General features: G+C 31.5%; 31 protein-coding genes and 1 tRNA gene. 14 read left to right on the forward strand and 18 right to left on the reverse strand.

Features of this window, described 5'->3' with window-relative positions; genetic code table 11:
* Positions 1-22: 22 nt before the first annotated feature.
* The gene (purK, locus tag T478_RS03660) at positions 23-1,168 is read right to left on the reverse strand and encodes a 5-(carboxyamino)imidazole ribonucleotide synthase (protein ID WP_048106890.1); all 1,146 of its coding nucleotides are present in this window, start codon (positions 1,166-1,168) and stop codon (positions 23-25) included.
* 84 nt (positions 1,169-1,252) lie between these two features.
* Between purK and purE the strand changes: the two genes are divergently transcribed.
* A complete protein-coding gene (gene purE / locus T478_RS03665) occupies positions 1,253-1,828 on the forward strand; it encodes a 5-(carboxyamino)imidazole ribonucleotide mutase (protein ID WP_107734661.1) in 576 nt (191 codons plus the stop codon).
* On the opposite strand, the gene ilvA is transcribed toward purE, so the two are convergent.
* Together ilvA and T478_RS03675 are read right to left on the reverse strand one after the other, a co-directional pair.
* The gene (gene ilvA / locus T478_RS03670) at positions 1,825-3,033 is read right to left on the reverse strand and encodes a threonine ammonia-lyase (RefSeq protein ID WP_048105348.1); all 1,209 of its coding nucleotides are present in this window, start codon (positions 3,031-3,033) and stop codon (positions 1,825-1,827) included. The genes purE and ilvA overlap by 4 nt on opposite strands.
* A 168-nt stretch (positions 3,034-3,201) precedes the next feature.
* Positions 3,202-4,038 (reverse strand): hypothetical protein, encoded by an 837-nt coding sequence (locus tag T478_RS03675; RefSeq protein ID WP_048105349.1) that lies wholly within the window; start codon positions 4,036-4,038, stop codon positions 3,202-3,204.
* A 39-nt stretch (positions 4,039-4,077) separates the two neighbouring features.
* Here T478_RS03675 and T478_RS03680 point away from each other — a divergent pair, with 39 nt between their 5' ends.
* Positions 4,078-4,896, forward strand: coding sequence for an SAM-dependent methyltransferase (locus T478_RS03680; RefSeq protein ID WP_048105350.1), 819 nt, complete (start codon positions 4,078-4,080; stop codon positions 4,894-4,896).
* A gap of 28 nt (positions 4,897-4,924) precedes the next feature.
* Positions 4,925-5,728 (forward strand): adenylate/guanylate cyclase domain-containing protein, encoded by an 804-nt coding sequence (locus T478_RS03685; protein WP_238573665.1) that lies wholly within the window; start codon positions 4,925-4,927, stop codon positions 5,726-5,728.
* Here T478_RS03685 and T478_RS07870 read toward each other — a convergent pair.
* On the reverse strand, positions 5,725-5,847 hold the full coding sequence (locus T478_RS07870) for a hypothetical protein (RefSeq protein ID WP_256378805.1): 123 nt from the start codon (positions 5,845-5,847) through the stop codon (positions 5,725-5,727). The two genes, T478_RS03685 and T478_RS07870, sit on opposite strands and share 4 nt — an antisense overlap.
* Before the next feature lie 161 nt (positions 5,848-6,008).
* On the opposite strand from T478_RS07870, the gene T478_RS03690 reads away from it, so the two are divergent.
* Positions 6,009-6,392 (forward strand): hypothetical protein, encoded by a 384-nt coding sequence (locus tag T478_RS03690; RefSeq protein WP_052433877.1) that lies wholly within the window; start codon positions 6,009-6,011, stop codon positions 6,390-6,392.
* Here the strand turns inward: T478_RS03690 and T478_RS03695 are convergent.
* Positions 6,382-6,561, reverse strand: coding sequence for a hypothetical protein (locus tag T478_RS03695; RefSeq protein ID WP_048105352.1), 180 nt, complete (start codon positions 6,559-6,561; stop codon positions 6,382-6,384). The two genes, T478_RS03690 and T478_RS03695, sit on opposite strands and share 11 nt — an antisense overlap.
* A gap of 54 nt (positions 6,562-6,615) precedes the next feature.
* Here T478_RS03695 and T478_RS03700 point away from each other — a divergent pair, with 54 nt between their 5' ends.
* Positions 6,616-7,002: a hypothetical protein gene (locus T478_RS03700; RefSeq protein WP_048105353.1), complete on the forward strand. Its 387-nt coding sequence runs from the start codon at positions 6,616-6,618 to the stop codon at positions 7,000-7,002.
* Here T478_RS03700 and T478_RS03705 read toward each other — a convergent pair.
* The 6 genes from T478_RS03705 to T478_RS03730 all read right to left on the reverse strand — a co-directional run bounded on the left by T478_RS03705 (position 6,989) and on the right by T478_RS03730 (position 8,876).
* Positions 6,989-7,408 carry a VOC family protein gene (locus T478_RS03705; protein ID WP_048105354.1) on the reverse strand — a complete coding sequence of 140 codons (420 nt, stop codon included), beginning with the start codon at positions 7,406-7,408 and terminating at the stop codon, positions 6,989-6,991. The two genes, T478_RS03700 and T478_RS03705, sit on opposite strands and share 14 nt — an antisense overlap.
* A 32-nt stretch (positions 7,409-7,440) precedes the next feature.
* Positions 7,441-7,662, reverse strand: coding sequence for an Lrp/AsnC ligand binding domain-containing protein (locus T478_RS03710; RefSeq protein WP_048105355.1), 222 nt, complete (start codon positions 7,660-7,662; stop codon positions 7,441-7,443).
* The gene (locus T478_RS03715; protein ID WP_048105356.1) at positions 7,656-7,895 is read right to left on the reverse strand and encodes a hypothetical protein; all 240 of its coding nucleotides are present in this window, start codon (positions 7,893-7,895) and stop codon (positions 7,656-7,658) included. The genes T478_RS03710 and T478_RS03715 overlap by 7 nt, the downstream gene beginning before the upstream one ends.
* 34 nt (positions 7,896-7,929) lie before the next feature.
* The gene (locus tag T478_RS03720) at positions 7,930-8,166 is read right to left on the reverse strand and encodes a hypothetical protein (RefSeq protein WP_048105357.1); all 237 of its coding nucleotides are present in this window, start codon (positions 8,164-8,166) and stop codon (positions 7,930-7,932) included.
* Between the two features lie 58 nt (positions 8,167-8,224).
* Positions 8,225-8,298: transfer RNA gene (locus tag T478_RS03725), tRNA-Phe, on the reverse strand.
* 41 nt (positions 8,299-8,339) lie between these two features.
* Complete coding sequence (locus T478_RS03730) at positions 8,340-8,876, reverse strand: cob(I)yrinic acid a,c-diamide adenosyltransferase (protein WP_048105358.1); 537 nt, start codon at positions 8,874-8,876, stop codon at positions 8,340-8,342.
* A 67-nt stretch (positions 8,877-8,943) separates the two neighbouring features.
* Here T478_RS03730 and T478_RS03735 point away from each other — a divergent pair, with 67 nt between their 5' ends.
* Genes T478_RS03735 through T478_RS03745 form a run of 3 tightly spaced genes read left to right on the forward strand, consistent with a single transcriptional unit; the run spans position 8,944 to position 10,348 of the window.
* Positions 8,944-9,528: a tetratricopeptide repeat protein gene (locus T478_RS03735; protein ID WP_048105359.1), complete on the forward strand. Its 585-nt coding sequence runs from the start codon at positions 8,944-8,946 to the stop codon at positions 9,526-9,528.
* A 33-nt stretch (positions 9,529-9,561) separates the two neighbouring features.
* Positions 9,562-10,086 (forward strand): HD domain-containing protein, encoded by a 525-nt coding sequence (locus tag T478_RS03740; RefSeq protein WP_048105360.1) that lies wholly within the window; start codon positions 9,562-9,564, stop codon positions 10,084-10,086.
* Positions 10,087-10,114: 28 nt separating this feature from the next.
* Entirely contained in the window at positions 10,115-10,348 is a 234-nt protein-coding gene (locus T478_RS03745) for a hypothetical protein (protein WP_048105361.1), read from the forward strand.
* Here T478_RS03745 and T478_RS03750 read toward each other — a convergent pair.
* On the reverse strand, positions 10,345-10,659 hold the full coding sequence (locus T478_RS03750) for a hypothetical protein (protein ID WP_048105362.1): 315 nt from the start codon (positions 10,657-10,659) through the stop codon (positions 10,345-10,347). The genes T478_RS03745 and T478_RS03750 overlap by 4 nt on opposite strands.
* 41 nt (positions 10,660-10,700) lie before the next feature.
* Here T478_RS03750 and T478_RS03755 point away from each other — a divergent pair, with 41 nt between their 5' ends.
* The 3 genes from T478_RS03755 to hisI are packed head-to-tail and all read left to right on the forward strand — an operon-like array spanning position 10,701 to position 12,633.
* The gene (locus tag T478_RS03755; protein ID WP_048105363.1) at positions 10,701-11,048 is read left to right on the forward strand and encodes a hypothetical protein; all 348 of its coding nucleotides are present in this window, start codon (positions 10,701-10,703) and stop codon (positions 11,046-11,048) included.
* 32 nt (positions 11,049-11,080) lie between these two features.
* The gene (locus T478_RS03760) at positions 11,081-12,304 is read left to right on the forward strand and encodes an ornithine cyclodeaminase, nickel-pincer nucleotide-dependent (protein WP_048105364.1); all 1,224 of its coding nucleotides are present in this window, start codon (positions 11,081-11,083) and stop codon (positions 12,302-12,304) included.
* On the forward strand, positions 12,301-12,633 hold the full coding sequence (gene hisI / locus T478_RS03765) for a phosphoribosyl-AMP cyclohydrolase (protein WP_048105365.1): 333 nt from the start codon (positions 12,301-12,303) through the stop codon (positions 12,631-12,633). Before T478_RS03760 ends, hisI begins: the two co-directional genes overlap by 4 nt.
* On the opposite strand, the gene T478_RS03770 is transcribed toward hisI, so the two are convergent.
* The 5 genes from T478_RS03770 to T478_RS03790 are packed head-to-tail and all read right to left on the reverse strand — an operon-like array spanning position 12,630 to position 18,204.
* The gene (locus T478_RS03770) at positions 12,630-13,517 is read right to left on the reverse strand and encodes a hypothetical protein (protein WP_048105366.1); all 888 of its coding nucleotides are present in this window, start codon (positions 13,515-13,517) and stop codon (positions 12,630-12,632) included. The two genes, hisI and T478_RS03770, sit on opposite strands and share 4 nt — an antisense overlap.
* Positions 13,514-14,920 carry an Asp-tRNA(Asn)/Glu-tRNA(Gln) amidotransferase subunit GatB gene (gatB, locus tag T478_RS03775; protein ID WP_048105367.1) on the reverse strand — a complete coding sequence of 469 codons (1,407 nt, stop codon included), beginning with the start codon at positions 14,918-14,920 and terminating at the stop codon, positions 13,514-13,516. Before gatB ends, T478_RS03770 begins: the two co-directional genes overlap by 4 nt.
* Complete coding sequence (gene gatA, locus T478_RS03780) at positions 14,917-16,365, reverse strand: Asp-tRNA(Asn)/Glu-tRNA(Gln) amidotransferase subunit GatA (RefSeq protein ID WP_048105368.1); 1,449 nt, start codon at positions 16,363-16,365, stop codon at positions 14,917-14,919. Before gatA ends, gatB begins: the two co-directional genes overlap by 4 nt.
* A complete protein-coding gene (locus T478_RS03785; RefSeq protein ID WP_048105369.1) occupies positions 16,366-16,632 on the reverse strand; it encodes an Asp-tRNA(Asn)/Glu-tRNA(Gln) amidotransferase subunit GatC in 267 nt (88 codons plus the stop codon). It abuts the gene before it with no gap.
* A gap of 12 nt (positions 16,633-16,644) precedes the next feature.
* Positions 16,645-18,204: an SGNH/GDSL hydrolase family protein gene (locus T478_RS03790; RefSeq protein WP_048105370.1), complete on the reverse strand. Its 1,560-nt coding sequence runs from the start codon at positions 18,202-18,204 to the stop codon at positions 16,645-16,647.
* A 98-nt stretch (positions 18,205-18,302) separates the two neighbouring features.
* Between T478_RS03790 and T478_RS03795 the strand changes: the two genes are divergently transcribed.
* Positions 18,303-20,789: a pentapeptide repeat-containing protein gene (locus T478_RS03795; RefSeq protein WP_048105371.1), complete on the forward strand. Its 2,487-nt coding sequence runs from the start codon at positions 18,303-18,305 to the stop codon at positions 20,787-20,789.
* A 2-nt stretch (positions 20,790-20,791) separates the two neighbouring features.
* Here the strand turns inward: T478_RS03795 and aspS are convergent, their stop codons facing one another.
* Complete coding sequence (aspS, locus tag T478_RS03800) at positions 20,792-22,102, reverse strand: aspartate--tRNA(Asn) ligase (protein WP_048105372.1); 1,311 nt, start codon at positions 22,100-22,102, stop codon at positions 20,792-20,794.
* A gap of 75 nt (positions 22,103-22,177) precedes the next feature.
* Between aspS and T478_RS03805 the strand changes: the two genes are divergently transcribed.
* Positions 22,178-22,384 carry a hypothetical protein gene (locus T478_RS03805; protein ID WP_048106900.1) on the forward strand — a complete coding sequence of 69 codons (207 nt, stop codon included), beginning with the start codon at positions 22,178-22,180 and terminating at the stop codon, positions 22,382-22,384.
* Between the two features lie 34 nt (positions 22,385-22,418).
* Positions 22,419-23,444: a formate--phosphoribosylaminoimidazolecarboxamide ligase gene (locus T478_RS03810; protein ID WP_048105373.1), complete on the forward strand. Its 1,026-nt coding sequence runs from the start codon at positions 22,419-22,421 to the stop codon at positions 23,442-23,444.
* Positions 23,445-23,446 lie beyond the last annotated feature (2 nt).

Genomic DNA, 23,446 nt, shown 5'->3' on the forward strand with positions numbered 1-23,446 from the left:
TTCAAAAATATTCGAAATAATACTAGGATTCTTTTGGTTCTATAACCAAATTTTTCTTTAGATCTTCAACTTGTTTAAGCAATTCCTCCATGCCTCTATTTTCTACATCAACTATATTCACATGTCCAATTTTACGTTGTGGTTTTGATTCTAATTTGCCATACATTTTCAGATGGATGTTGTCCTGTTTTTTGAATAACACATTGTATTCTCCTTGAAATGTTTTTGGCCCTAAGATATTGTACATTATTGTAGGAGTTTTAATTGATGAATCTCCTAATTCCATTCCTAGAATTGCCCGTAAATGTTGTTCAAATTGAGATGTATTGCATGATTGTAATGTATGGTGACCTGAATTATGAACTCGAGGTGCAATTTCATTAATTAAAATCTCATCATCAGATGTAACAAACATTTCTATTCCAAAAACCCCTGCTCCATGTAACACTTCCATTGTTTTTTCAGCAATTTTTTCTGCTTCCTTTCTAACCGTCTCTGAAACTCTTCCAGGCGCAATTGTTGTTCTTAAAATATTATTTTCATGAATATTTTCTACTACAGGATATGTTGAAATTTCACCCTTTGTATTTCTTGCAGCTATGACTGAAACTTCTTTTTCAAATTTAACAAATTTTTCTACCATTAGAGTTTTTCCTGAAAACAAATCTAAAGCATCGTCTATTTCAGATTTTGAATTAATTTTATAATTCCCTCGCCCATCGTATGCATCTCTTCGAGTTTTTAGTAACAATGGGAGGCCCATTTTATCTATCATTTGATTCAGTTCTTCTTTATTTTCAATTTTTTCAAATTCTGCGACTGCAATGCCATTTTTTTGTAAGAATTGTTTTTGAAGTAATTTATCTTGAATAATTCTTAATGTATCTGGTGAAGGATTTATCTCTGTATTTTCTTCTAATTTTTTTAATACATCACTATTTCCAGATTCAATTTCATATGTTATAATGTCTGATAATTCTGATAATTTTTTTATCGCATCTTCATCTTTGAAATCTGCAATGATTTGCTGTGCGCCAACTTTTGCAGCAGGGCAATTTTCAGTAGGATCTAAAACTATTATTTTTGAAATATCATCTAAATTTTGTGCGGCTTCTGTAAGCATCATTCCTAACTGTCCACCACCAATTATCCCTAGAGTTTTACTCATAACGTTCAACAAATATTGTATTACTAATAGTTTAGCGAAATTTTTTGATTGAAATTGTTTAAAAATAGCCAAAAGCATGAAAAAATATTGGTTACAAAAAAGCCTCTCGTTGGAATAATTATGGGTTCTAGTTCAGATAGCCGCATCATGCATGGTGCTGCAGAGATATTGGATTCTTTCTCCATACCTCATGAAGATCAAATAATTTCTGCACATCGAACTCCTGAAAGATTAAACGAATATGCTAAACATGCTGAAAAAAGTAAATTCAAGGTAATAATTGCAGGTGCCGGAGGGGCTGCACATCTTCCAGGAATGATTGCATCACATACTACAATTCCTGTAATCGGAGTTCCCATAATGGTGTATAATGATAAGCAAATGAAAAAAACTGACAAAAACAAATATTCTGCATTTGGCGGATTGGATTCTCTTTTATCAATTTCGGAGATGCCTACAGGCTCTCCTGTCGTAGCTGTAGGGGTGAATAAGGCTTCAAATGCAGGAATTTATGCATTAAAAATTCTTGGAAATTCTTATCCAGAAATTAAAACAAAATTAAAAAAACATAAGTTTGACCAATATACTTCTGTTCTTAAAGAATCTGAAGAACTAAAAAAATTAGGTTTAACAAAATTTGTTAAAAAGAAATTTCGTTAAGATATTATCTCAAATTTAATATCTTTTCCTTGAAGATGGTTGATTAATTCATTTGATTGATTCTGATCTTCAGTTTCCAAGCTTATTGTAACTCCTGCGGAACCTGCACTCACATCGGTACTTAATCTGTCATGAATTACTTCTACAATGTTTACATTAATTGATGATATTTCATCAACTAATTCTTTCAATGCTCCTGGTTTATCTTTTAAAAGAACTGAAATTTTTAACATTCTTCCCATTCCGGAAAGTCCTTTGGATACAATTTGCCCTAAAAGATACATGTCAATATTACCTCCACATAAAATTGGGACTACTGTTTTACCAGATTCGGGTTTATGTTTTAAAATATATGCCAATGCCACGGCACCTGCAGGTTCAACTACTGCTTTTGAACGTTCCATTAAAAGAAACATTGCATTAATGATATCACTATCATCAACTGTGACAATTTCATCAATTTGATGCCTTACGACTCCGAAAGTAATTTTTCCAGGTGTTTTTACTGAAATTCCATCAGCGATAGTTGAATTACCCTTTACGGTCTGCAGTGATTTCTTTTCAAACGATTCTTTCATAGAAGGATATGAGCTTGATTCAACTCCAATTATGCGTACATTAGGATTTTTTTCTTTCACTGCCAGTATTATTCCTGCAACAAGTCCTCCACCTCCAATTGGAACGTAGATTTCATCCACATTGGGCAGTTGCTCCATTATTTCTAAACCAATAACTCCTTGCCCCGCTATAACATGTGGATCATCAAATGCATGAATAATTGTTGCATTTGTCTCAGAGGATATTTTTTGTGCATATTCCCAAGATTCGTCATACGTGGATCCTTCCAATACTACTTTAGCACCATATCCTTTAGTCGCTGCTACTTTTGCAGGTGATGCAGTTTTTGGCATTACGATGGTACAGGGTATATTTTCAATACTTGATGCAAATGCAACTCCTTGAGAATGGTTTCCAGCAGATGCAGCAACGACTCCTTTGCTCTTCTGTTCATCTGTCAGCGATTTGATTTTGTAATATGCGCCACGAATTTTGAATGAACCTGTCTTTTGCTCATATTCATTTTTTAAAAAAACTTTAGCTCCACAAATTTTGCTAAATGTTTCTGAAAATTCTAAATTTGTTTTTCTAATTATCTTACTTTGTGTTTCTTGTGCTTTCTTCACATCATCATAGGTTATCGTCATGGAATTGTTGCACATTACTTACATAATTAATTGTTCGAAATGAAACATTTTTTCAGATCTGTGCCTATATTTTTCATAATCCCTAAATACATGCGATCAAGACGTTAATTATTAGTCAAGAGGTACAGCTCCCCAAGGCATTAAGCCTCTGTACCCTTGATTAAGAATTTATTCTAAAACAACATTCAATATTTTTGTAATATTTTGTTTGATTAGCAATTTATTTTGTTCATCTATTAGAGTTGCATCTACCAATCCTTGCTTTGTTCCGCCATCCACATATTCTAAATCTATATTGCATAAACAACCTTCCTCGCCATTAACAAGCTTTTGCTCATCAATAATTACGGACGTCGTATGGAATGTTTCTATCAGTAAATTATCTAATTCTTTGAATAATTGATTTTTCTGTCCTTGTATATCGATTACTTCGGGTTGAGAATCATCTATCATGTTTTTAATTTTTTTAGCTAATTCATCATCATTATAAAATAATTCAAATAATTCTTGTTTTGGCATGTCTTTAAATCCTAATTCATTTAATTTTTCAATAATCAAACGATCACTTTCTTCTTCATATTTTGATTCAGAATTTCCACCAGCATTAATTAATTCAGCTAATCTTTTCTGTAAATCAATTACTTTTTGAATTGGTTTGTAATACAATAAAACATGATATTGTAGGGATATATGTAATGATAAAATATAATTTCCAAGTTTTATTTCTGATTTAATGAATATACGTCTCAAGTCTTCATCTGACGAATATGTAACTCCTTGTGAATTCCATTCGGAAATATGTGATTCAAATCTTCCTAAGAAAGTTTCAATATTTTTTATATCAAATGTTTCAACTTTTTTGATTGTACTATCCCCTAACATTACATCACATGATACACTTCTTGTTTCATGTGAGATTTTTTTTAGAAATGAATTTTGAATATCTTCGTTAATTTTATTTAATTCTAAAAAGAACTCATTATTTGTAGGATTACCTATTCTCATATGATTTCTTTTAATTACTTCCTTAAATTGTAATCATTTATGGAAATATATTCCAAGAATGTATGCGAATTAAAATATGAGTTTGTAAATGCATACAAAGGTAATAGTCATACTACGGAAATATTGCCAAATATGCCTGCGGAATCATTTGTCATAAATGAAAAACAACTCTCATTGTTACATGAATTTCTTAATGTGAATCCGATTTATTCTAATCATATAGTTGAAAAAATTTCGGGAGTAGATTACACAATTTTTGAAGGTGATTTGAATAATTATTGGATTGATAGTATTAAACACGATGCAAGTTATGCTCCATTCTATCCTACCTGGATATTATCTGCATGGGGATTGGCCCTAGCTGCAAAAAATTTAGGATTTGAGCAAATCGTAGACATAGGGTCTGGAGATGGAAGGATAGCCTACTGTGGCAAAACATCAGGATTAGAATCAATATCTATAGAAATTGATGAGAACCTAGTAAATCTACAAGAAGATATTTCTAAAAAAACAGGGGTTGAATTTAATCCAAAATGTGCCGATGCGACAATTTTTAATTTTGAGGATATTCTGCCAAAAAAATCTATTTTTGTTATTGGAGGTGTTCCTGAAATTGGAGAAGTTTTAGCTGAATCAGTAATCAAAAATGTTCTTGAAGTTTTAGAAATGCCTGATGTCTCATTTGTATTGACTGGAAGTCATTCTCATAGAAAATTCTCTAGGGATAGAACAGATTCCGGATGGGGCACAACAATCAAAAAATTTGAATTGGAAGTTATGTCTACGATATCTTTACCTACATACTGGACTATGGATCAAAAATTCGAAACACCATATGTTTTCACGAAAAAAGGATAAAACACAGTAATTTTTCATTAATATGATCATGGAAAATAATCAAAATTCGGATTCACCTTCTAATAATTTAGAACAAGATTCTCAAAGTAATGTGGTGGATATGATGTTAGGTAAAAATGATGAAAAAGTTGTAGATTCTGAAAAAATGATACAAGAAACTCAAAAAAGAATTTGGAGTTCATTGAAAAAAGGAATAGAATATGATGCCACTGTAGATAGATCTGATGCATATCTTAGAAAACATGTACATGAAAAACAATCAATGGTAGTGATGTATGTGGATTTGGTAGGTTCTACAGATATTACATTAACATTACCTGAGGAAAAAGTTGCAATTATAATTAGTTCATTTGCCCAAGAAATGGCATATGCAGTAAAACACCATGGGGGATTTGTTTTGAAATTTGTGGGGGATGCAGTAATTGGTTATTTTGTACATCAAAGCTCATTGATAGCTGCAGATAATGCAATAGGTGCTGCAAAATCCATGATAAAAATCATTGAAGAAGGTATCAATCCAATTTTAAACCAATATGATTATCCTGATTTGTTTGTAAAAATTGGAATAGATTTTGGTACAAATATGATTGTAAGATATGGTTCCGATGCAGAAAAATCACACGTTGATTTATTGGGACCTGCAATGAACATTGCAGCAAAAATTCAAGGAAAAGCAAAACCTCAAGAGATTTTGATAGGTGAAGACGTGTATACAAGAATTCATCCATCATTACAAAAAGAATTTTCAAAAAAAGAATGGGCAGACGACGAATGGAAATATCATAGTCGAGAAGATGGAGAATTGTATCCTGTCTATCATCATTCAAATTAAATGGTAAACTTGTCTGGACATTCTACATGTTCATAATGGTGTTCAGTGAATTGTTCATCCACAACATACATCACAATTTTGTGTAATTCGGTATCACGAATTATTTTTTCACATTTCAAACAACGTTTCACTTTATTGTGCTGCATGAAACAATCCAAATTTATGATCGCTATAAGGATCTGCGATCAGAAGAATATGACTAAAAATCGACGTTTGTTAACTATTTGAGCACAACCCCACCATACGAATGCTAAAATATTGTTCAAAAACCAATGATAGTATGGATATGGGATTCTTTAATCATAGAAAAACACAGTTTAACTCAAACGATACCAATCAAGGACCTGAAGATACAATACGCTATCCTCCTACAAGTACCCCGCCTACAGGAATGACAGGAATTAAAGAAATTCGTGAAAAATTTAACAAAAGAAATGCATCCTTGATGCCAAATCTTGAAGATTTTAACCAAATGTTTCGTCAATATGCAGATGGCTTATTACATGCAAACGAATCCATATTTCCTCCAGGCCATCCGTTATACAACAGAGAAAAATCATTTTCACTTCTAAAAGAAGCAAATGATAAACTTCTCAAAGAGAACCTTGAACTAAAAAAGCAACTAGAGAAATCTGAGAAAAAATCATCAGGCTCTAGTTTTTGATGAATTTTTTGTATTTTTGAAAGATTTTATCTAAATTATCACTATCTAATTCTGAAATTGTATCTTTTTCTAATATGTTTTTGAGAGCAAGACGTTCTGATGTTTCAAGATAGTTTGACGCATCTGAATGAAGAATTTCATCAATTTTTTCTTTAGGATTAATTATCATTTTTAAAAATCAACATTAGACGTGCTTTATTAATTATAGATCATTCTAAACAGTATGAATAATCAAACATGGGTAAAAACAGTCACACAGAATAGAAAGAAATGTGAAAAAATTATGGCAATTTCTAAGGATATACGTTATGCCGGAGTTTTCAATGAATTTGGACGTACAATCGCGGGTAAAATAAGACCAGGAATAAAACCTATTTTTTCACCAGACACAGTACGACAAGAATTTTTTGCGATTGCATCTATGATGAGATTAAGAGAAAAATCAGCAAAGAGGTTAGGTTCTGTAGAATTTATTTCAATTTCCCATAAGAAAATCAATATTTTACTATTTTATAAAAATGGCATGACATACTATATCACATTCAATAAAAAACTCAAATTAAATTCTACATCGATAAATAAAGTAAAAAAAATAATTACTCAGGGGTAAATCCCACATATCCTGATGTTTGTTTATCTTTGTTATCTGAAAAATCAGGTTCAAATAATGAAATCAAGTATCCATCAGGATCTAAAATTATAGCATTTTTACCTGCTTGCCTTTCTTGAATATCTCTAAATATTTCGATTTTTGCAGCAGATAATTCTTCCATGGCCGAATGTAAATCTCCGACCGTCAAACCAATTAAAATTCCATTTTCTTTTGATGGACCTGTATGAGAAGTTGTTATGGATGCAGGATGTAAACTCAATATTCCGCCAGATTGTTGACCCAAATCCACCCAATTACGCCTTTCATTTTTTATAGGCATTCCCAAGATTTCATGATAGAATTTTATAGAATTTTCCAAATCTTTAACTTCTAAAATTATATTTCCAATTCGTTTGATATTCATACACAGTAAACGGCATTATGTGTTATAAGATTTTAGGGATTTACTTCGACCATGGTTTCAGTTCGTTCAACACCAGGTATTTTCTGTATTTCAGTTGTTATATTTTTAATTTCAGATAGTTCTGTGACATCAATTACTGCTACTGCATCAAATTGACCGCTAACAGGAAATGATTCAGTAATGTTACTTATTTTTCTTAATCTTGCAGCTATGAGCTTTTTTGGAGATTTTACAAGTATTACTGCCCTTACCAACCCAAATCCACCTCCACTTCAATTAATGTTTCAGTGTTAACAATTTCTTTTACATTTTTTAAATCAATAACAACATTGTTAATTTCATCTATCGATGAATTAAGAATTACAGAAATATCCGCTCTACCTGTGACAATCATGATGTCTTTAGAAATTTTTCTTTTTTTTCTCAAAATTTGAACAACTTTATCAACCATTCCGGGTTTGACGGTAATCATGCATAGTGCTTTCATGTATTAGACATCACTCAGTAAGTGAAAAGCATTTCTAATCAGAACTTGCTTCTTGAGAACGAGCCTCTTCCAAATAAGCACGTCTTTCTTCAAGCTCACTTTCTTTATCGACAGATAAATCGTCATCAACTATCACTATGCCTGAATCTAATGGTTCTGAATTTGCTTTATTTTTTGTAGATTTTTTTGTAGTCTTTTTTGTAGTCTTTTTAGCAACTTTTTTTGTAGTCTTTTTAGCAACTTTTTTTGTGGTTTTTTTCTTTTCTGCCAAGTTATTCGATGAAAATCAGAATATCATCTTATTAAATATTTCATTATGGAAAATTAAGTGCCGAGGGGGTGATTTGAACTCCCGACAGCCACGTCTTCAGCGTGGTGCTCTCCCAGGCTGAGCTACCTCGGCATGAAAAACTTGCGAATTGATTGAAATTAAAGCGTATCCTTTCAGGGTTTCCAAACTATGTCAGGCTTATCTTTCCTATTGTTAATTGAACGTGCTAAAATGAACATTAGATCAGAAAGTCTATTCAAGTAAATTGCTGCATCTTTATTGATTTCTTCATTTCTAGATAATGCCACAACATGTGTTTCTGCTCTTCTAGATATGGTTCGGGATAGATGAAGTATAGATGCAAGTAATGTTCCTCCAGGTAAGATAAAGCTAGTTAACGGCTCTAATTGAGGCTCAAGTAAATCCATTTTTTGTTCTAAGAAAGTAATCATTTCAGGAGAAGTTCTGATTTTTTTATCGGACATTTTTGGATTTGCAAGATCTGAACCGACAATAAATAAATCGTTTTGAATTTTAATCAAAATATCTTTAATTTCAGGATCTAATTCAAGAGATAAAGCAACTCCAATTGAGGAATTAAGTTCATCGACTGCACCGTATGACAATATTCTTTCATCAGATTTCCATACACGTGAATTGTCAAATAATGATGTTTTACCTTCGTCCCCTGTTTTAGTATAAATCTTCATAAAAATTCGCTTACTGCATATCTATTAAGGGTATGTTAAAATTCACATGGTGCCAACAATATTGATCATGGAAGAAATCAATGAGGGCAATAGATTATTTCTTGAAAAGAAATTTCAAGATGCAATAAAAAAATACAATATAATTTTAGATAAGGAGCCTGATAATTTGATTGCTTTAAACAATAAGGGTTATTCCTTGAGCAAATTAAAAAAATATTCTGATGCACTCGTATGCTATGATAAATTTTTACAAATAAATCCTAACGATAAAACAGTTTTAATTAATAAAATATCGTTATTTAGAAAAACTGGAGAATTTCACAAAGCAGTGGGTATTTGTGATGAATTATTAAAAAATAATCCTGATGAAATTATTGCCCTATATCACAAATTACGTATTTTAAAAAAATTAAACCGATTTGCTGAATCTAATACGATATGTATGAAATTAGCTGATATTTATCCAGAAAATGGGGAGGTGTTATATGAAATGGCATCTAATTTTTTAAAACTCGGAAATAAAGAACAATTTTTCAATTTACTGCAAAAAGCGGTAAATGCACTACCTAATTTGAAAAATAAATCAAAACAAAATAAAGAATTTGAGGAATTTTTTAGAGATGAGAGATTTATGAATATTGTATCTTACTAGTGAATTTATTAAAAAGAATGGAATTAGGAAGATATGATTTCTGAATTCTTTTTTCAAATAGCTGAATTAAAAAAATTACCACGTTCTGGTTGGAAAATCAAAGTCGGATTAGAAAATTCCGAATCAGTTGCAGAACATTCCTACATGATGTCTGTGATGTCAATGGTATTGTCGGATATGAAATCTCTTGATTCAGAAAAGGTACTCAAAATGGCCATCTTACATGATTGGGCAGAATCAAAAATCGGGGATTTCATGCCTGAACAAATTGGTTATGACAAAAAATCAGAATTAGAAAATTATGCCATGAGTGAAATTCTAGAATCTCTTCCACAAAAAATTCAGAATGACTATCAAAATATTTGGGATGAGTTTTTGTCTAGAGAAACACCTGAATCTAAACTAGTTTACGAATTGGATAAATTAGAAATGGCATTACAAGCAAAAATTTATGAAAAAGATGTTGATCCTGAAAAAGTTAAACCATTTATAATTTCTGCAGTCGAACAAATAATAGATCCTGATGTGAAGAAGGTTCTAATGGACATCTTAAAATAATTATAAATTTACTTTTTAGTATTAGATCATGTCAGAAAATCAAGATGAATTGATAAAAGCACAAAATGAGCTAATTGGAATTTTATTTGAAATTATTAAACGATTACAATCAAATAATGATTTGGATACAGAATATTTCAAAATAATTGGAAAAGATAGTAGGACAGAAAATGAAAATTTGAGATTAAATGAAATAACTAAAGAACGTAAAGATAATGCAGATGTTGTTTCCAGATTATTAAAACAAATTGAATCTAATTAATGCCCACAACTACATGAATCCCCATCATCACAAGTATCATCTACAATTCTAAACTTGTTTGTTTGTTCAAATCGGGATTGTGCATAATGTGAGATGTTCACAATACGTGTTTTCACATCTTTAACATTCCAACTACCTTCATTTTCAAACCACGATTCAATTTCATCTACATCATACCTTTCCCCTTTTTCATTAATTTCTTTGAAAATTTGTTTTATGAGAGATTCATTTTCAGATGTTAAGTGAGTTTTATCCTCAACTAAAGTCGTAATTTCATTTAAACGCATTATTGTTGAATTCAGTAGTGGCATAGAATTGTTAATTTATATCGCATTTATAATATTTCTATTACATGCAATATTTTCAAGCATTGAAAAAAGGACAAAAAAGAGTAGAAGCATCCAGAGCATATCTAAATTCTATATCAAACGATAGAGCAATGCCAGCTTTAGCATTACGAGATAACAAAACCAATGTGTGGGAGCCAGTTGGAGAAGAAAACCTCTATGCTGTAATTGATGAGTCATCAGGTTTTGTTTTAACAGACTCAAGTGGATATATTATTGCGTTATGTGATGCAAAAGGTACCTCAAAATCATTGGTTCAGAGTCTCAATCAAGAACAAAAGGACAACATTGTAGAATTACTGAAAAAAGATAACATTGTAGAGTACAAAGGCAAAGTAGCTTTACCTGTGTAGATTTTATTAATGCCATCAAATATCATAGTAAGATGAACAAATATTCAAAAATCATTGAAGTCAAGGGTCACCTCATCGATTCATTGGTTTTAACAAAAATCTTTGATAGAGTTATGGATCTGGATGGTAAATTTGAGGTTATGAAAATCTCAGTTGGAAAACTGAAAACAGATGAAAGTTATGCAAAATTACGAGTTATTGGAAAAAATAAAACTCATTTGAGTGAAATAATGACTGCCTTACATAGAGAAGGTGCAACTACAAAGACTCAAAAAAATTGTAAAACTAAATCTGCATTAAAAAACATGGTATTTCCAGACAATTTTTACAGCACTACAAACAACCACACGGCAATTTATCATAATAACAAATGGGTTGATGTAGATAATATGATGATGGACAAATGTATTGTTGTTAAAGGAAATAATGCAAAATGTGTTCCAATTAGAGAAGTAAAAAAAGGTGACAAAGTTGTTGTTGGTGAAGAAGGAATTAAAGTTTCAACTCCAGAACGTCCTAGAGAAGGAATGAATGTATTTCAATTTATGGGAAGTGGAAGTTCTAGTGAACGTCCAACTCAACATATTGCACGAAAGGTAGCTGAAGACATCATAAATACAAAAAAGAAACGAGGTAAAATTGTACTAGTTGGGGGTCCTGCAATTGTTCATACAGGAGCTGCTGATGCAGTTGCAAAAATGATTAAAACAGGACACATTAATGCAGTTCTAGCTGGAAATGCACTTGCAGTACACGATGTAGAATATGCCACCCTAGGAACATCATTAGGAATGAAAGTTAAAGATGGCACATTAGCTGTCAGAGGTCACAGAAATCATATGGATGCTATCAATTCTGTTTTCAAAGCAGGTTCTTTGAAGAAAATGGTTCAACAGAAAAAGCTTAGACGTGGAATAATGTATGAATGTGTTAAAAAGAATATTCCATTTGTTTTGGCAGGATCATTAAGAGATGATGGGCCACTGCCAGATGTAATTACAGATATTGCAGAAGCCCAAAGAGAATACAAGAAGGTTTTGAAGGATGCAAGTATGGTGATCATGGTATCTACAATGTTACACTCTATTGCAACAGGCAATATGCTACCTGCAAATGTCAAGGTAATTGTAATCGATATCAACCAACCTACGGTAACAAAATTGATGGATAGAGGAACATGGCAGGCATTAGGAATAGTATCTGATGTAGGTGCATTCTTACCAATGGTTGCAAATCAGATAGGAGGTAAGAAATGACATTAAAAGTAATTGATAATATTGATTTTGAAAAAGGGAATGGACTTGTTCCGGTAATTGTTCAGGATTCAGAATCAAAAGATGTACTTACTCTTGCATATACAAACAAAGAATCATTAGAATTAACTAAAAAAACCGGAAATTCATGGTTTTGGAGCCGCTCTAGAAATAAACTATGGATGAAGGGTGAAGAATCTGGAAATACACAGAAAGTTAAAAAAATATTAGTTGATTGTGATTCCGATGCGATAATTTACTTGGTGGAACCATCAGGACCAGCATGTCATCTTGGAGAAGATACTTGTTTTCACAATGAGATGAATTCTTAAAATTCTCTAATCTGTTTTAGTAATTCTTTACTTTTATGAAGTATATTTTCAGGATAACAATTTAGCATCCAACCATTATCTATTTTTGAAAATTTCATATCTTCACAAGTCACGTCATATTCCTCAAGACTGTTATCAAACTTCCAATCAAATCCATTTCTAATTAATGGATCAGGATAATTATGACCTCTTATCAAAGAAATTTCCCATAGTTCCTCATCAAAATTAATTTCAGCGTACAATGCATTAGGATAAAGATAGATTACATTTGGGTGTGATATGATTGCATCAAATTGTGTGTATGTAACATATTCATTGTGTAGTAAAATAATTTTTTCATATTGGAAAAGAATTTCAGGATTCTGATGAATAGTAATATCTGTAATAATTTCATAGTCTAAAAGATTTAGAACTTGTACACCGTTAGCACTCGATGTAAAAAGTGGACTATATTCTTCTTCAAGTTTTACTGTAAGACAATCATCATCTCTAAATAAAACACCATGGAATTCCTGATCACATTCTCCACGATAAAATGTATAAAATCCAGGTTCAGAATATGCAGCTGCAGTGAATATAGGAAAAACTACTGCTGATTTTTTATTATTTTTTAATTCATCATAAATCATCATATTAGATTCATCAAGTTCATAGTACACATCACGCCAAATTTTTTCTCCATTAATAATTTCAAAATCATTCTCATATGCCATGACTTTGAACAAAGATGGTACATTTGTTTGAATTAGTTTTCCAGGTTCTTCAGATTGTATGATTCCAATATCATCAGAAATTTCCAGTTTTTCATCAGATGAAATAAAAGAGAATGCTCCAATTCCAATAATTAATACTGCAATGGGTATAACAATTATTTTGAGATTCATTGATTTAGTTTAGATTTGATTAATTCAAGTGTTTTTACAGGATCTGCTTTTCCTTTTGTTTTCTGCATAACCTTTCCCACTAGGAAATTTACCGTTTCAGGACGTTCTTTTGCATCAATAACTGCCTGTTTTTCATCTTCAAAGATTTGTGAAATTATTGCATCTATTTCAGATGAATCCGATACCTGTCCAAGATCCATTTCTTGTAGTATGAGTTTAGTATCCTTACCGGATTTTACAATCTCTTGAAGTGCAACTTTTGCAGAATTTCTTGTAATTGTTTTTGCATTAATTGCATCAATCAAATCAGACAAATGTTTGGAAGTAATCTTTGATGTTTGTTGTTTTTCTTTTGTATCTATGAAACCAATTACATCAGTTGTAATCAAATTTGCAATATCTTTTGCATTTTGTTCTGAATATGCATTTTCAAATAATTGGGAATAGTATCGGTCTGAAGCAATTATTTCAGCAACTTGTGGAGCAATGTCAAATTTTTCTACATACCTTTCTTTTTTTGAACTTATACTTTCAGGCATATTTTCTTTTAAAGAATCTCGGGTGCTTTGTTCAATTTTTACCCAGGGTATGTCATTTTCTAGGAAATATCTGTAATCTTGATCTTCTTCTTTACTTCTTGAGCTTACAGTAATTTTTCTTCTGTCATCCCAGTGTCGAGTTTCCATCACAATATCAATATCTCGTTCTGACAAACTTTGTTGTCGTGTAAGTTCAAAATGCAATGCTTTTTCCAAGTCATGAAAAGATCCAATATTTTTGATTTCGACTTTATTTCCACCTTCAATTGATACGTTTCCGTCTGCACGCATTGCACCTTCTAGACCAGGTTCTGCAACACCCAAATTTTCTAATAAATCTGAAAGAATGTTTAAGAAAATCCTTACTTGTCTAGGATTTTCAAAATCAGGATCAGTTACAATCTCGACTAGAGGAGTTCCGGCACGATTGTAATCAACTAGTGTGATTTTTGTTCGGTCTGATGCACCTTCGTAAATTAATCTGCCAGGATCTTCTTCAAGCTGAATACGTCTAATTTTGATTTTTTTGCCTTCAACGTCAACATAACCTTCACCACCTACACTCATGTCACCATAAACATTGAGTTGTGTAATCTGAAAGTTTTTTGGTAGATCAGGATAAAAGTAATTTTTTCTAAAGAATGCAATTTTTTCAGGAGTTTGACAATTCAATGCCAATGCAATACTGGTAGCAGATTCTACAGCTTTTTGATTTAATCGTGGAAGAGAGCCTGGAAGTCCCATGCATACGGGGCAAATGTTATGATTTGGTTCAAATTCTCGATAATTTGCTTTACAAGGACAAAATAATTTACTTTCAAGTTTTGTTAATTGACAATGAATTTCCAATCCAATTTTGGTCATAAGGGTACCTCCGGAAGTTTAGTTTTTGTTTCCAATGCATATGCGGCTTGGAATAATGATTTTTCTTGCAAACTATTTGCCATGATTTGCATTCCTATTGGTAATCCATTAGATATTCGGTATGGAACTGAAATGGCAGGCCTTCCTGTAAGATTTGCGGTTACAGTATTGTAATCTAAGAGCATTAGTGTAACAGGGTCATCTATCTTTTCTCCAAATCGGAATGGTTGTACAGGAGCGGTAGGCGCAATAAGATAATCAAATTTTTCAAAGGCAGAGTTAATTTCTGAAATTAATTTGGATTTTACTTTTAATGCCTTTAAGAAATATTTGCCGGCATGTCCTGCAGAAGGAACAAAGCCCCCAAGAATTATTCTTCTTGTAACTTCTGGACCAAATTTTGTTCTAGATTTAGATATGTATGAATTGTATTCGTATCCTTCAGAGTCCATTTCATATCCATAACGAATATTATCATAGCGTGCCAGATTACTACCGGCTTCAGTTGAAGTTATCGTATAATATGCTGCAACAGTATAAGGAATTGTAGGAAGTGTAACTTCTTCACATGAAGCACCTAAACTCTCAAAATCATTTATTGCATCTTTTGTGGCAGTAGAAACTTCTGAAGATAGACCATCAGAAGTAGTCATTTCTTTTATAATTCCAATTTTCTTACCTTCGATTCCATTCTCAATATTTTCCAAATAATTCACATCATTGTTGTCGATTGTCGTATCGTCATTAGCATCCTGACCTGCAATTATGTTTAACAAAAATGCAGAATCTTTTACATTTTTAGTCATTGGGCCAATCTGTTCAATACTATTTGCATAAGAAATTAACCCATATCTGCTGATTAACCCATATGTTGGTTTTAGACCAACAACAGAACAAAAACTTGCAGGATTTCGTACAGACCCTCCTGTATCCGAACCTAATGATGCAAGACATTCATTTGCGGCAACAGATGCTGCACTGCCTCCGGATGATCCTCCAGGAACACAATCAAGATTCCACGGATTTTTTGTTGGACCAAATGCACTAAATTCAGTTGTCAGCCCCATAGCAAATTCATCTAGATTTGTTTTCCCAGTAATTACTGCATCTTCATCATTTAGATGATTTACCACCGTGGCGGTGTAAGGTGCTATAAAATTTTCCAATATTTTTGATGCACATGTTGTTTTAGTTCCAGTAATGCAAATGTTATCTTTTATTGAAATAGGAAAACCATAACATTTACCAATTTTTTCTCCAGATGCGATTTTTTTATCAATAGATTTTGCATCATTTATGGCTGAATCATTTAACGAAAGGTATGCATGTACGTCTTCATCTACATCTTTTATTCTCTGTAGAGTCGCGGCAGTGAATTCTTCAACGGTGAATGTTCCCGATTTTACATCTTCGATGTATTTTAGAATAGAAGTATTCAGATTCATCTAATTCATCTTTGGGGCACGAACATAATGTTCACGGAAGTTCTTTAATGATTCGATTAGTTTTTTATCATAAGGGATAAATTGATCTTTTCGTAATTCATTCAATGATTTTTGTTGAGACATAATTTCTTCTGAAGAAAGGTCAATTTGGTCTAAAATATCAAAATATTCAAGCATTTTTTTTACGCGGCTTACATGCTCACCATGATCTTCAAGATCGATTTTCATTAATTCTGCCACTCTGATAATTTCTTCTTCATCAACCAATTTTATTCACTTTTAGGATGTTATTTCAACATAAAAATCATCTAATGAGAATATCCAATTCGACTTTTCGTAAAGAGTTCTCAATCCAATCATAAATTGATAATCCTCATCACTTTGTAACACAGGACCAGATATCAGGATAGGAGGATCTGCACTTCCAATTAATGCATTATGATCATACTGTCTATCTCCAAGAATAGTTATAGAATCAGAATCGTTAGGAGAAATATCTAAAACGAGTACATCCTCTTCACTGTAAAAGAAATCACTTAAGATTATTTCATCGTCATTTAAAATTTTTAAGAAATATGTGACGTTCGGAATCAAAGATTCAGTGTTACTATCTGATGTTTTAATTTTTAATATCTTTTTTGAATCATTTTCAATTAGTATTTCAATATTTATGATTATTTTTTCCCCATCGTGAATTTTTGATTGTGTTTCAAAAGTAAATTTTTTTGATTTTGGCATATTTTGTTGTAGAGAGATTTCATCAGAAGAGCCAGGAGCTGCATAAAAGGAAGAATCCATTATGAAAATGCTATTGAACATTATAGGAGTTTTGTAATTAGCTAAAATATTAAGAAAATTGTTTTCAAGTACAATATTGTTTTTTTCAGAATTTTCATAATTTTTTGATTGTAAAATTTTTGGTGTTAGAAGAGATATTTCATTATATATTGCTTTAGAAATAATATTGTTTCCTTTATCAGAAACATGCCCTTGATCCCAATAGATTGCATCGGAATTTGTATCAAAAATATTTCTTAAATCAGAAACATGCGTGCAAGAAGAAAGAAGCACGAGGTTTTGAGCGTAATTTTCATATTCATTTAATGAATTAATTAATGGGAATTCATTATAGTTCGTACCAGTTTCAACATATTTTAATTCCTGATTTGTTAGAGGTTTGTTTCCAAACCCCGCAATAGGTTGTAACATTATTACTACATCAAAATTATTCTGTAATCCTATTTTACATATAGATTCCCAGTTTTTAGATATAGTTTCTACAGAATGTTGAGCACGTAAATCATTCCATCCATCATAAACAATAACCATATTTGGCGAAAGATTTGTTATTTTTGTTTTAAGTAAATTTAGTTCAGTAAATGAATCAGCTCCTTGAACTCCTGCATTAATTATTTCTATAGGATATTTTTCTTCAGATGTGAGAAATATTTTTTCTAAATATCCCGGAATAGTAGTTTGATCAGAAGTTGCGCCATGTCCAAACATCGTTGAACCACCTAGCATGAAAATTCTATATCCATTTTCAAGAGTTTCAGAGGAAAGTTCTTCGCCTCGAAATCCTACACTGTTTATTGAAATTGATTGACTTTTCTGATTTGGAATCAATTCAGTTCCTATTGTTTTAACTTCATAAAGATCTACACACAATTGGTGTTTTTTATCATCACTCATTTGCTCAAAAATTTCATTATTTTCAAATTCACAATTTAATTGTGTAATCCACCATACATTTGCAATTAATTCAACTACCAAAAATATAATCAATAATCCTGAGATCCAAAGAACCGATTGTTTTTTGTAAGAAACTTGAACTGACACTAAACCCTCACCATCAAATTTTGAATATTAATCATAGATATGTCTCAAATATTGTAAATATTAAATTCTTAATGTATTATCTATATTTTGAAAAAGTCATGAAATTATTATTATTATTATTGATTGTTATTTTTTCTGGATCTATATCTAATGTAAATGCAGACAATACGCCAGATTGGGTGAAAAATACTGCAGGATGGTGGGCAACAGATGCTATTTCCGAGATAGAATTTGTGAATGCAATTGAATTTTTGGTAAATGCAGGAATAATCAATGTTTCAACATCAAATGATGGAAAAACAAGTACAGAGGGCATTCCAGATTGGGTGAAAAATACTGCAGGATGGTGGGCAACAGATGCTATTTCTGAAACAGAGTTTGTGAATGCAATTGAATTTTTGGTAAATGCGGGAATAATTAATGTCAAAAATGATATTATTTCTGAAAATATTCCAGATTGGTTAAAAAATAACTCTTCATGGTTAAAAGCAAAAACTTCCACAAACACAAATTTTGAAAATTTTGATATATCTTATTTAACAGAAAAGATCAACACATGCGAAAACTGTACTGTTTCTATTAATCAACATGGATTTAGAGGCTCAGAATTTCTTGAAGAAAAATCATCTGACATATATAGAATTTTTGCAGTAGGTGGCTCTACAACTCATGGAGCAAGTTTAGTAAATGATGATGAAACCTGGCCTGCATTTTTACAACAAATTATCAATCAAAAAAATTTGGAAATTGAAATTCAGATTATTAATGCCGGAATAATGGCTGCAACTACTGAACGTGAATTTGAAATGATCTCTAAAAAAATTGTGAAATTTGACCCCGATATGATAATAATGTATGACGGATGGAATGATTCATACAATCTTCCTTTAGAACAATCACTTGATAATTGGAAATCGGTTTGTAAATTAGGGAATAAACAAAATTTTGAAACAATTATTATTATTCAACCAATTCTTGGAAGTGGAAATAGAATTTTAACTGATCAAGAAATTTATCTTTTGAATACTTCTAAAGATAATAACATAGAAAATTTGAATATGTTGAAAAAATATTCATCTAATTTAAAAGAATTAGATAAGCATTGTACAAAAACTGTAAATTTTGAAAATATTTTTGATTATGTTTTTTCACCAGTCTATGTAGATTTAGGTCACACATCATCGCTTGGCAATAAAATTATTGCAGATAATGTATTTTATTTATTACAAAATATTTTGATAAAAGATGAAATTTCAGACTCATTACACGAAATAAATTATTTAGAATATGCATCAATAAGTAAAAATGGAATATTTGCTCCTAATGTAGATTTCAAAAATAAAAATTTCAGCAATATGATTATAAAAAATTCAATTTTTGATATGTCTGATTTCACTTCCGTAAACCTGTCAAATGTAATTCTCTCAAATTCACGCTTATACTCTGTAAATTTCCAAAATGCTAATCTGATTGGTGCAGACCTTTCAAATTCAAATCTGTCTTACGCGAATCTTTCAGGATTAGATCTTTCTGACACAAATTTATCTGAAACAATACTGATTGGTGCAGACCTTTCAAATACAAAATTGGGAGATATGAATTTTGAAGGGAGGGATTTGTCTTACGCGAATCTTTCAGGATTAGATCTTTCTGACACAAATTTATCTGAAACAATACTGATTGGTGCAGACCTTTCAAATACAAAATTGGGAGATATGAATTTTGAAGGGAGGGATTTGTCTTACGCGAATCTTTCAGGATTAGATCTTTCTGACACAAATTTATCTGAAACAATACTGATTGGTGCAGACCTTTCAAATACAAAATTGGGAGATATGAATTTTGAAGGGAGGGATTTTGAAGAAACTAATTTGAACTATAATGATTTTTCATATAAAAATTTGTCAAAAAGTAATTTTAAAGAGGCTAGTTTTTATGAATCAAATTTAGAAAACTCTAATCTTTCAAAATCTATTTTCATAAATGTGGATTTAACAGAAATAAAAAATAAAAGTCTCAAAGGAACAGATCTTACTGAAGCTGTATTTTCATATTCAAATTTATCTAATATTGAATTTCCTATAACTTCCTATCAAACTAATTTTAATTATGCAAAGATGAATGAATCTGATTTATCAGATCGAATTATATCTGGAGCGTATTTTGGAAATGCCAAAATGAGAGATGTGAATTTTGAAAATACAGATTTTTCATCACGTATGAAAACATACACATTTGAAAACAGATTAGATATTTTAGAACTTGGACCACTCGAATTAAAGGATAAACTTTCACGTTTTCCAGTTGTAGCACCCGTTGAAATTTCAGTAGTTAATGCAGATGTTATTGTAAACGCTAAAATTTATAATAATTTTCATGATGCAGATTTAAGAAATGCACAATTTAAAAATGCTAATTTAGAATATGTGGATTTCACCAATGCTAATTTAGAGGGTGCTAATTTAGAGGGTGCTAATTTAAAAAATACCTATATGGTGAATACGAATTTAGAGGGTGCTAATTTAGAGGGTGCTAATTTAGAGGGTGCTAATTTGAGTTGTATCAATCATGAAATATGTAATTGATTTTATGGAGTTAGTCTATCAACATCTCTTGGATAAAATGTTGTATCTCTAATATTTTCAGTTCCAGTTAAAGCCATCATTAATCGTTCAAGACCAATACCACAACCAGCATGTGGAGGCACACCAAAATCAAATATGTTGAGATGGTAATCAAATGCTTCAGTTTTCATACCTTTATTCTTCATTCTATCCTCTAATTCAGATTTCTTTTCAATTCTGGTACTACCAGATGATAATTCTAAATCTCCCCACATCAAATCAAATGATTCTGAGATTTTTGGATCATCCTTCTTTACTTTTACATAGAATGGTTTTGGACCCATAGGCCAATCAACAATAAAATAAAAACCACTTAAACCTATTTTTTGTAGATTTTTTGGATACAAATCATCACCCCATTGAGCCTTTACCCCTGCAGCCTGCATCTTTTCAATTAATTCTGCATATTTGTAACGAGGTATTTTATCAGGTACGTCAGGTACAGAAAACTCAACATCAGGATGTTCTTTTACAAAATTTTGAACTGTCGAAATGCAGTTTTTGACAAGTTCCTCAATTCTATCCATTACGTCATTGTAGTCAACATATGCCTCCTCAAAATCTATTGAAATTGCTTCGGACAAATGACGATTTGTTCTAGAAGGCTCTGCCCTAAATATTGGGGCAATTTCAAAAACTTTTTCAAAACTCATTGTTAATTGTTCTTTGTAAAGTTGCGGACTCTGAGCCAAAAATGCTTCTTTGTTGTAGTAGAATATTGGAAATAATGCAGCGCCACCTTCAGTTGCAGTGGCAATCATTTTTGGAGTATTAACTTCAACAAAATCTTCTTTTCCCAAATAATCTCTAAGTGCTTTTAATGTGACACTTCTTGCAAGAAATATTTTTTGTAAAACATTTCTTCTAAGATCAATTGCACGTACTTCCAATCTAGTATCAATATTTTTTACAGTTTTTGCATATGGTTCAAATGGCGGAATTTTTTCAACTTCTGAGAAAATTCGCATCTCACTTGGTACTACTTCTATTCCAGTAGGGGATTTTTCATTTTTTCTAGTTTTTCCAACTACTGCAATTGAAGAATGTTCTTTCAAATGTGATAATTTTTCACGTATATCATCATCACATTCACCACTTTTTGTTATAACCTGAATATTTCCTAATTTATCACGAATTGTTGCAAATACAATATTTCCATGACCTCTAACGGTAACAACCCATCCCATTACAACCACATCAGTACCTTCATTCAAAGAATTTAGTTCAGTTGAATAATGAGTTCGTCTAAGATCTCCTAGTTCGGTCCCAATCATTTAGATTTATAACAAATTTTGGGTTTATTTTACATTTGGTTTACAATTTTTATTTTAGAATTGAATGAACAATTCATGAATACGCGAGAACAAGCTATTGCCTACATATCAGGAGCAATTGCCACATATTCCCTTAGAAAAGAGAGAGGTGAATTAGAAGATCAGGCCTCAATGTATGATTTTTTAGCAAAAACCATACCAAATGATCTTGAATCTGAAGCAAAAATCGAGTTAATTGATGAGATCTTCCAATATGTGTCAACCAGATTATCTAGGGAATAGATTCAAAAAGCCAATTAGATAAGAAAAATTACTCTTGACAAGCATCGCCACTTTAGGGTCACACTGTTCCTTACAAGTTTTGAAAGGCGCAAAAGATGAAGGATTTAAAACAATACTAGTATGCGAAAAAAAACGTGAAAAATTATACAGACGATTCAAGTTTATCGATGAATTAATAATTGTAGAAAAATTTTCCGAAATACTAAATCAAGAAATACAAGAAAAACTCAAACAGCAAGATGCAATATTAATTCCTCATGGAACATTAATTGCTCAAATGAGCTCTGAAGAAATTGAATCTATCACAGTACCAATTTTTGGAAATAAATGGATTTTACGATGGGAATCAGATAGAACCATGAAAGAAAAACTCATGAGAGAGGCAACGCTTCCAATGCCAAAACCGGTAACAGAGCCTAAAGATATTGAAAAACTGGTAATTGTGAAAAGACAAGGAGCCGCTGGAGGTAAAGGATATTTCATGGCAGCTAACGAAGAAGACTATAACACAAAAAGGAATCAATTAATTTCTGAAGGAGTAATTTCAAAAGATGAAACTCTATACATTCAAGAGTATGCTGCAGGGGTTTTAGCTTATTTACAATTCTTTTACTCACCATTAACTGGCGAATTAGAATTCTTTGGAGTTGATCAAAGACATGAATCCGATATTGAAGGTCTTGGAAGAATTCCATCCGAACAACAACTAAAATCAAAAAAAGTCCCATCTTTCAACGTCATTGGTAATAGTCCACTAGTGTTGAGAGAATCATTGTTAGATGAAGTCTATACAATGGGAGAAAATTTTGTTGAGGCAGCAAAAAGAATAGTATCACCAGGAATGAATGGCCCATTTTGTATTGAAGGGGTGTATGATGAAAATGCTAAATTTACATCGTTTGAATTTTCAGCAAGAATTGTTGCAGGAACCAATATCTACATGGACGGTTCACCGTACTATTCATTATTATTCAATGAAAATATGAGTATGGGAAAAAGAATTGCAAGAGAAGTGAAGATTGCCGAAGAAAAAAATGAAATAGAAAAAATAGTTACCTAGGA

The organism is Candidatus Nitrosopelagicus brevis (assembly GCF_000812185.1).
Taxonomy (GTDB): domain Archaea; phylum Thermoproteota; class Nitrososphaeria; order Nitrososphaerales; family Nitrosopumilaceae; genus Nitrosopelagicus; species Nitrosopelagicus brevis.

Excerpts from the sequence above, each read along its gene's own strand:
- purK (WP_048106890.1), bottom strand. The coding sequence starts at position 1,168 with ATGAGTAAAACTCTAGGGATAATTGGTGGTGGACAGTTAGGAATGATG.
- ilvA (WP_048105348.1), bottom strand. The coding sequence starts at position 3,033 with ATGACGATAACCTATGATGATGTGAAGAAAGCACAAGAAACACAAAGT.
- T478_RS03675 (WP_048105349.1), bottom strand. The coding sequence starts at position 4,038 with ATGAGAATAGGTAATCCTACAAATAATGAGTTCTTTTTAGAATTAAAT.
- T478_RS03680 (WP_048105350.1), top strand. The coding sequence starts at position 4,078 with ATGGAAATATATTCCAAGAATGTATGCGAATTAAAATATGAGTTTGTA.
- T478_RS03685 (WP_238573665.1), top strand. The coding sequence starts at position 4,925 with ATGGAAAATAATCAAAATTCGGATTCACCTTCTAATAATTTAGAACAA.
- T478_RS03690 (WP_052433877.1), top strand. The coding sequence starts at position 6,009 with ATGGATATGGGATTCTTTAATCATAGAAAAACACAGTTTAACTCAAAC.
- T478_RS03695 (WP_048105352.1), bottom strand. The coding sequence starts at position 6,561 with ATGATAATTAATCCTAAAGAAAAAATTGATGAAATTCTTCATTCAGAT.
- T478_RS03700 (WP_048105353.1), top strand. The coding sequence starts at position 6,616 with ATGAATAATCAAACATGGGTAAAAACAGTCACACAGAATAGAAAGAAA.
- T478_RS03705 (WP_048105354.1), bottom strand. The coding sequence starts at position 7,408 with ATGAATATCAAACGAATTGGAAATATAATTTTAGAAGTTAAAGATTTG.
- T478_RS03715 (WP_048105356.1), bottom strand. The coding sequence starts at position 7,895 with ATGAAAGCACTATGCATGATTACCGTCAAACCCGGAATGGTTGATAAA.
- T478_RS03730 (WP_048105358.1), bottom strand. The coding sequence starts at position 8,876 with ATGAAGATTTATACTAAAACAGGGGACGAAGGTAAAACATCATTATTT.
- T478_RS03735 (WP_048105359.1), top strand. The coding sequence starts at position 8,944 with ATGGAAGAAATCAATGAGGGCAATAGATTATTTCTTGAAAAGAAATTT.
- T478_RS03740 (WP_048105360.1), top strand. The coding sequence starts at position 9,562 with ATGATTTCTGAATTCTTTTTTCAAATAGCTGAATTAAAAAAATTACCA.
- T478_RS03745 (WP_048105361.1), top strand. The coding sequence starts at position 10,115 with ATGTCAGAAAATCAAGATGAATTGATAAAAGCACAAAATGAGCTAATT.
- T478_RS03750 (WP_048105362.1), bottom strand. The coding sequence starts at position 10,659 with ATGCCACTACTGAATTCAACAATAATGCGTTTAAATGAAATTACGACT.
- T478_RS03755 (WP_048105363.1), top strand. The coding sequence starts at position 10,701 with ATGCAATATTTTCAAGCATTGAAAAAAGGACAAAAAAGAGTAGAAGCA.
- T478_RS03760 (WP_048105364.1), top strand. The coding sequence starts at position 11,081 with ATGAACAAATATTCAAAAATCATTGAAGTCAAGGGTCACCTCATCGAT.
- hisI (WP_048105365.1), top strand. The coding sequence starts at position 12,301 with ATGACATTAAAAGTAATTGATAATATTGATTTTGAAAAAGGGAATGGA.
- T478_RS03770 (WP_048105366.1), bottom strand. The coding sequence starts at position 13,517 with ATGAATCTCAAAATAATTGTTATACCCATTGCAGTATTAATTATTGGA.
- gatB (WP_048105367.1), bottom strand. The coding sequence starts at position 14,920 with ATGACCAAAATTGGATTGGAAATTCATTGTCAATTAACAAAACTTGAA.
- gatA (WP_048105368.1), bottom strand. The coding sequence starts at position 16,365 with ATGAATCTGAATACTTCTATTCTAAAATACATCGAAGATGTAAAATCG.
- T478_RS03795 (WP_048105371.1), top strand. The coding sequence starts at position 18,303 with ATGAAATTATTATTATTATTATTGATTGTTATTTTTTCTGGATCTATA.
- aspS (WP_048105372.1), bottom strand. The coding sequence starts at position 22,102 with ATGATTGGGACCGAACTAGGAGATCTTAGACGAACTCATTATTCAACT.
- T478_RS03805 (WP_048106900.1), top strand. The coding sequence starts at position 22,178 with ATGAATACGCGAGAACAAGCTATTGCCTACATATCAGGAGCAATTGCC.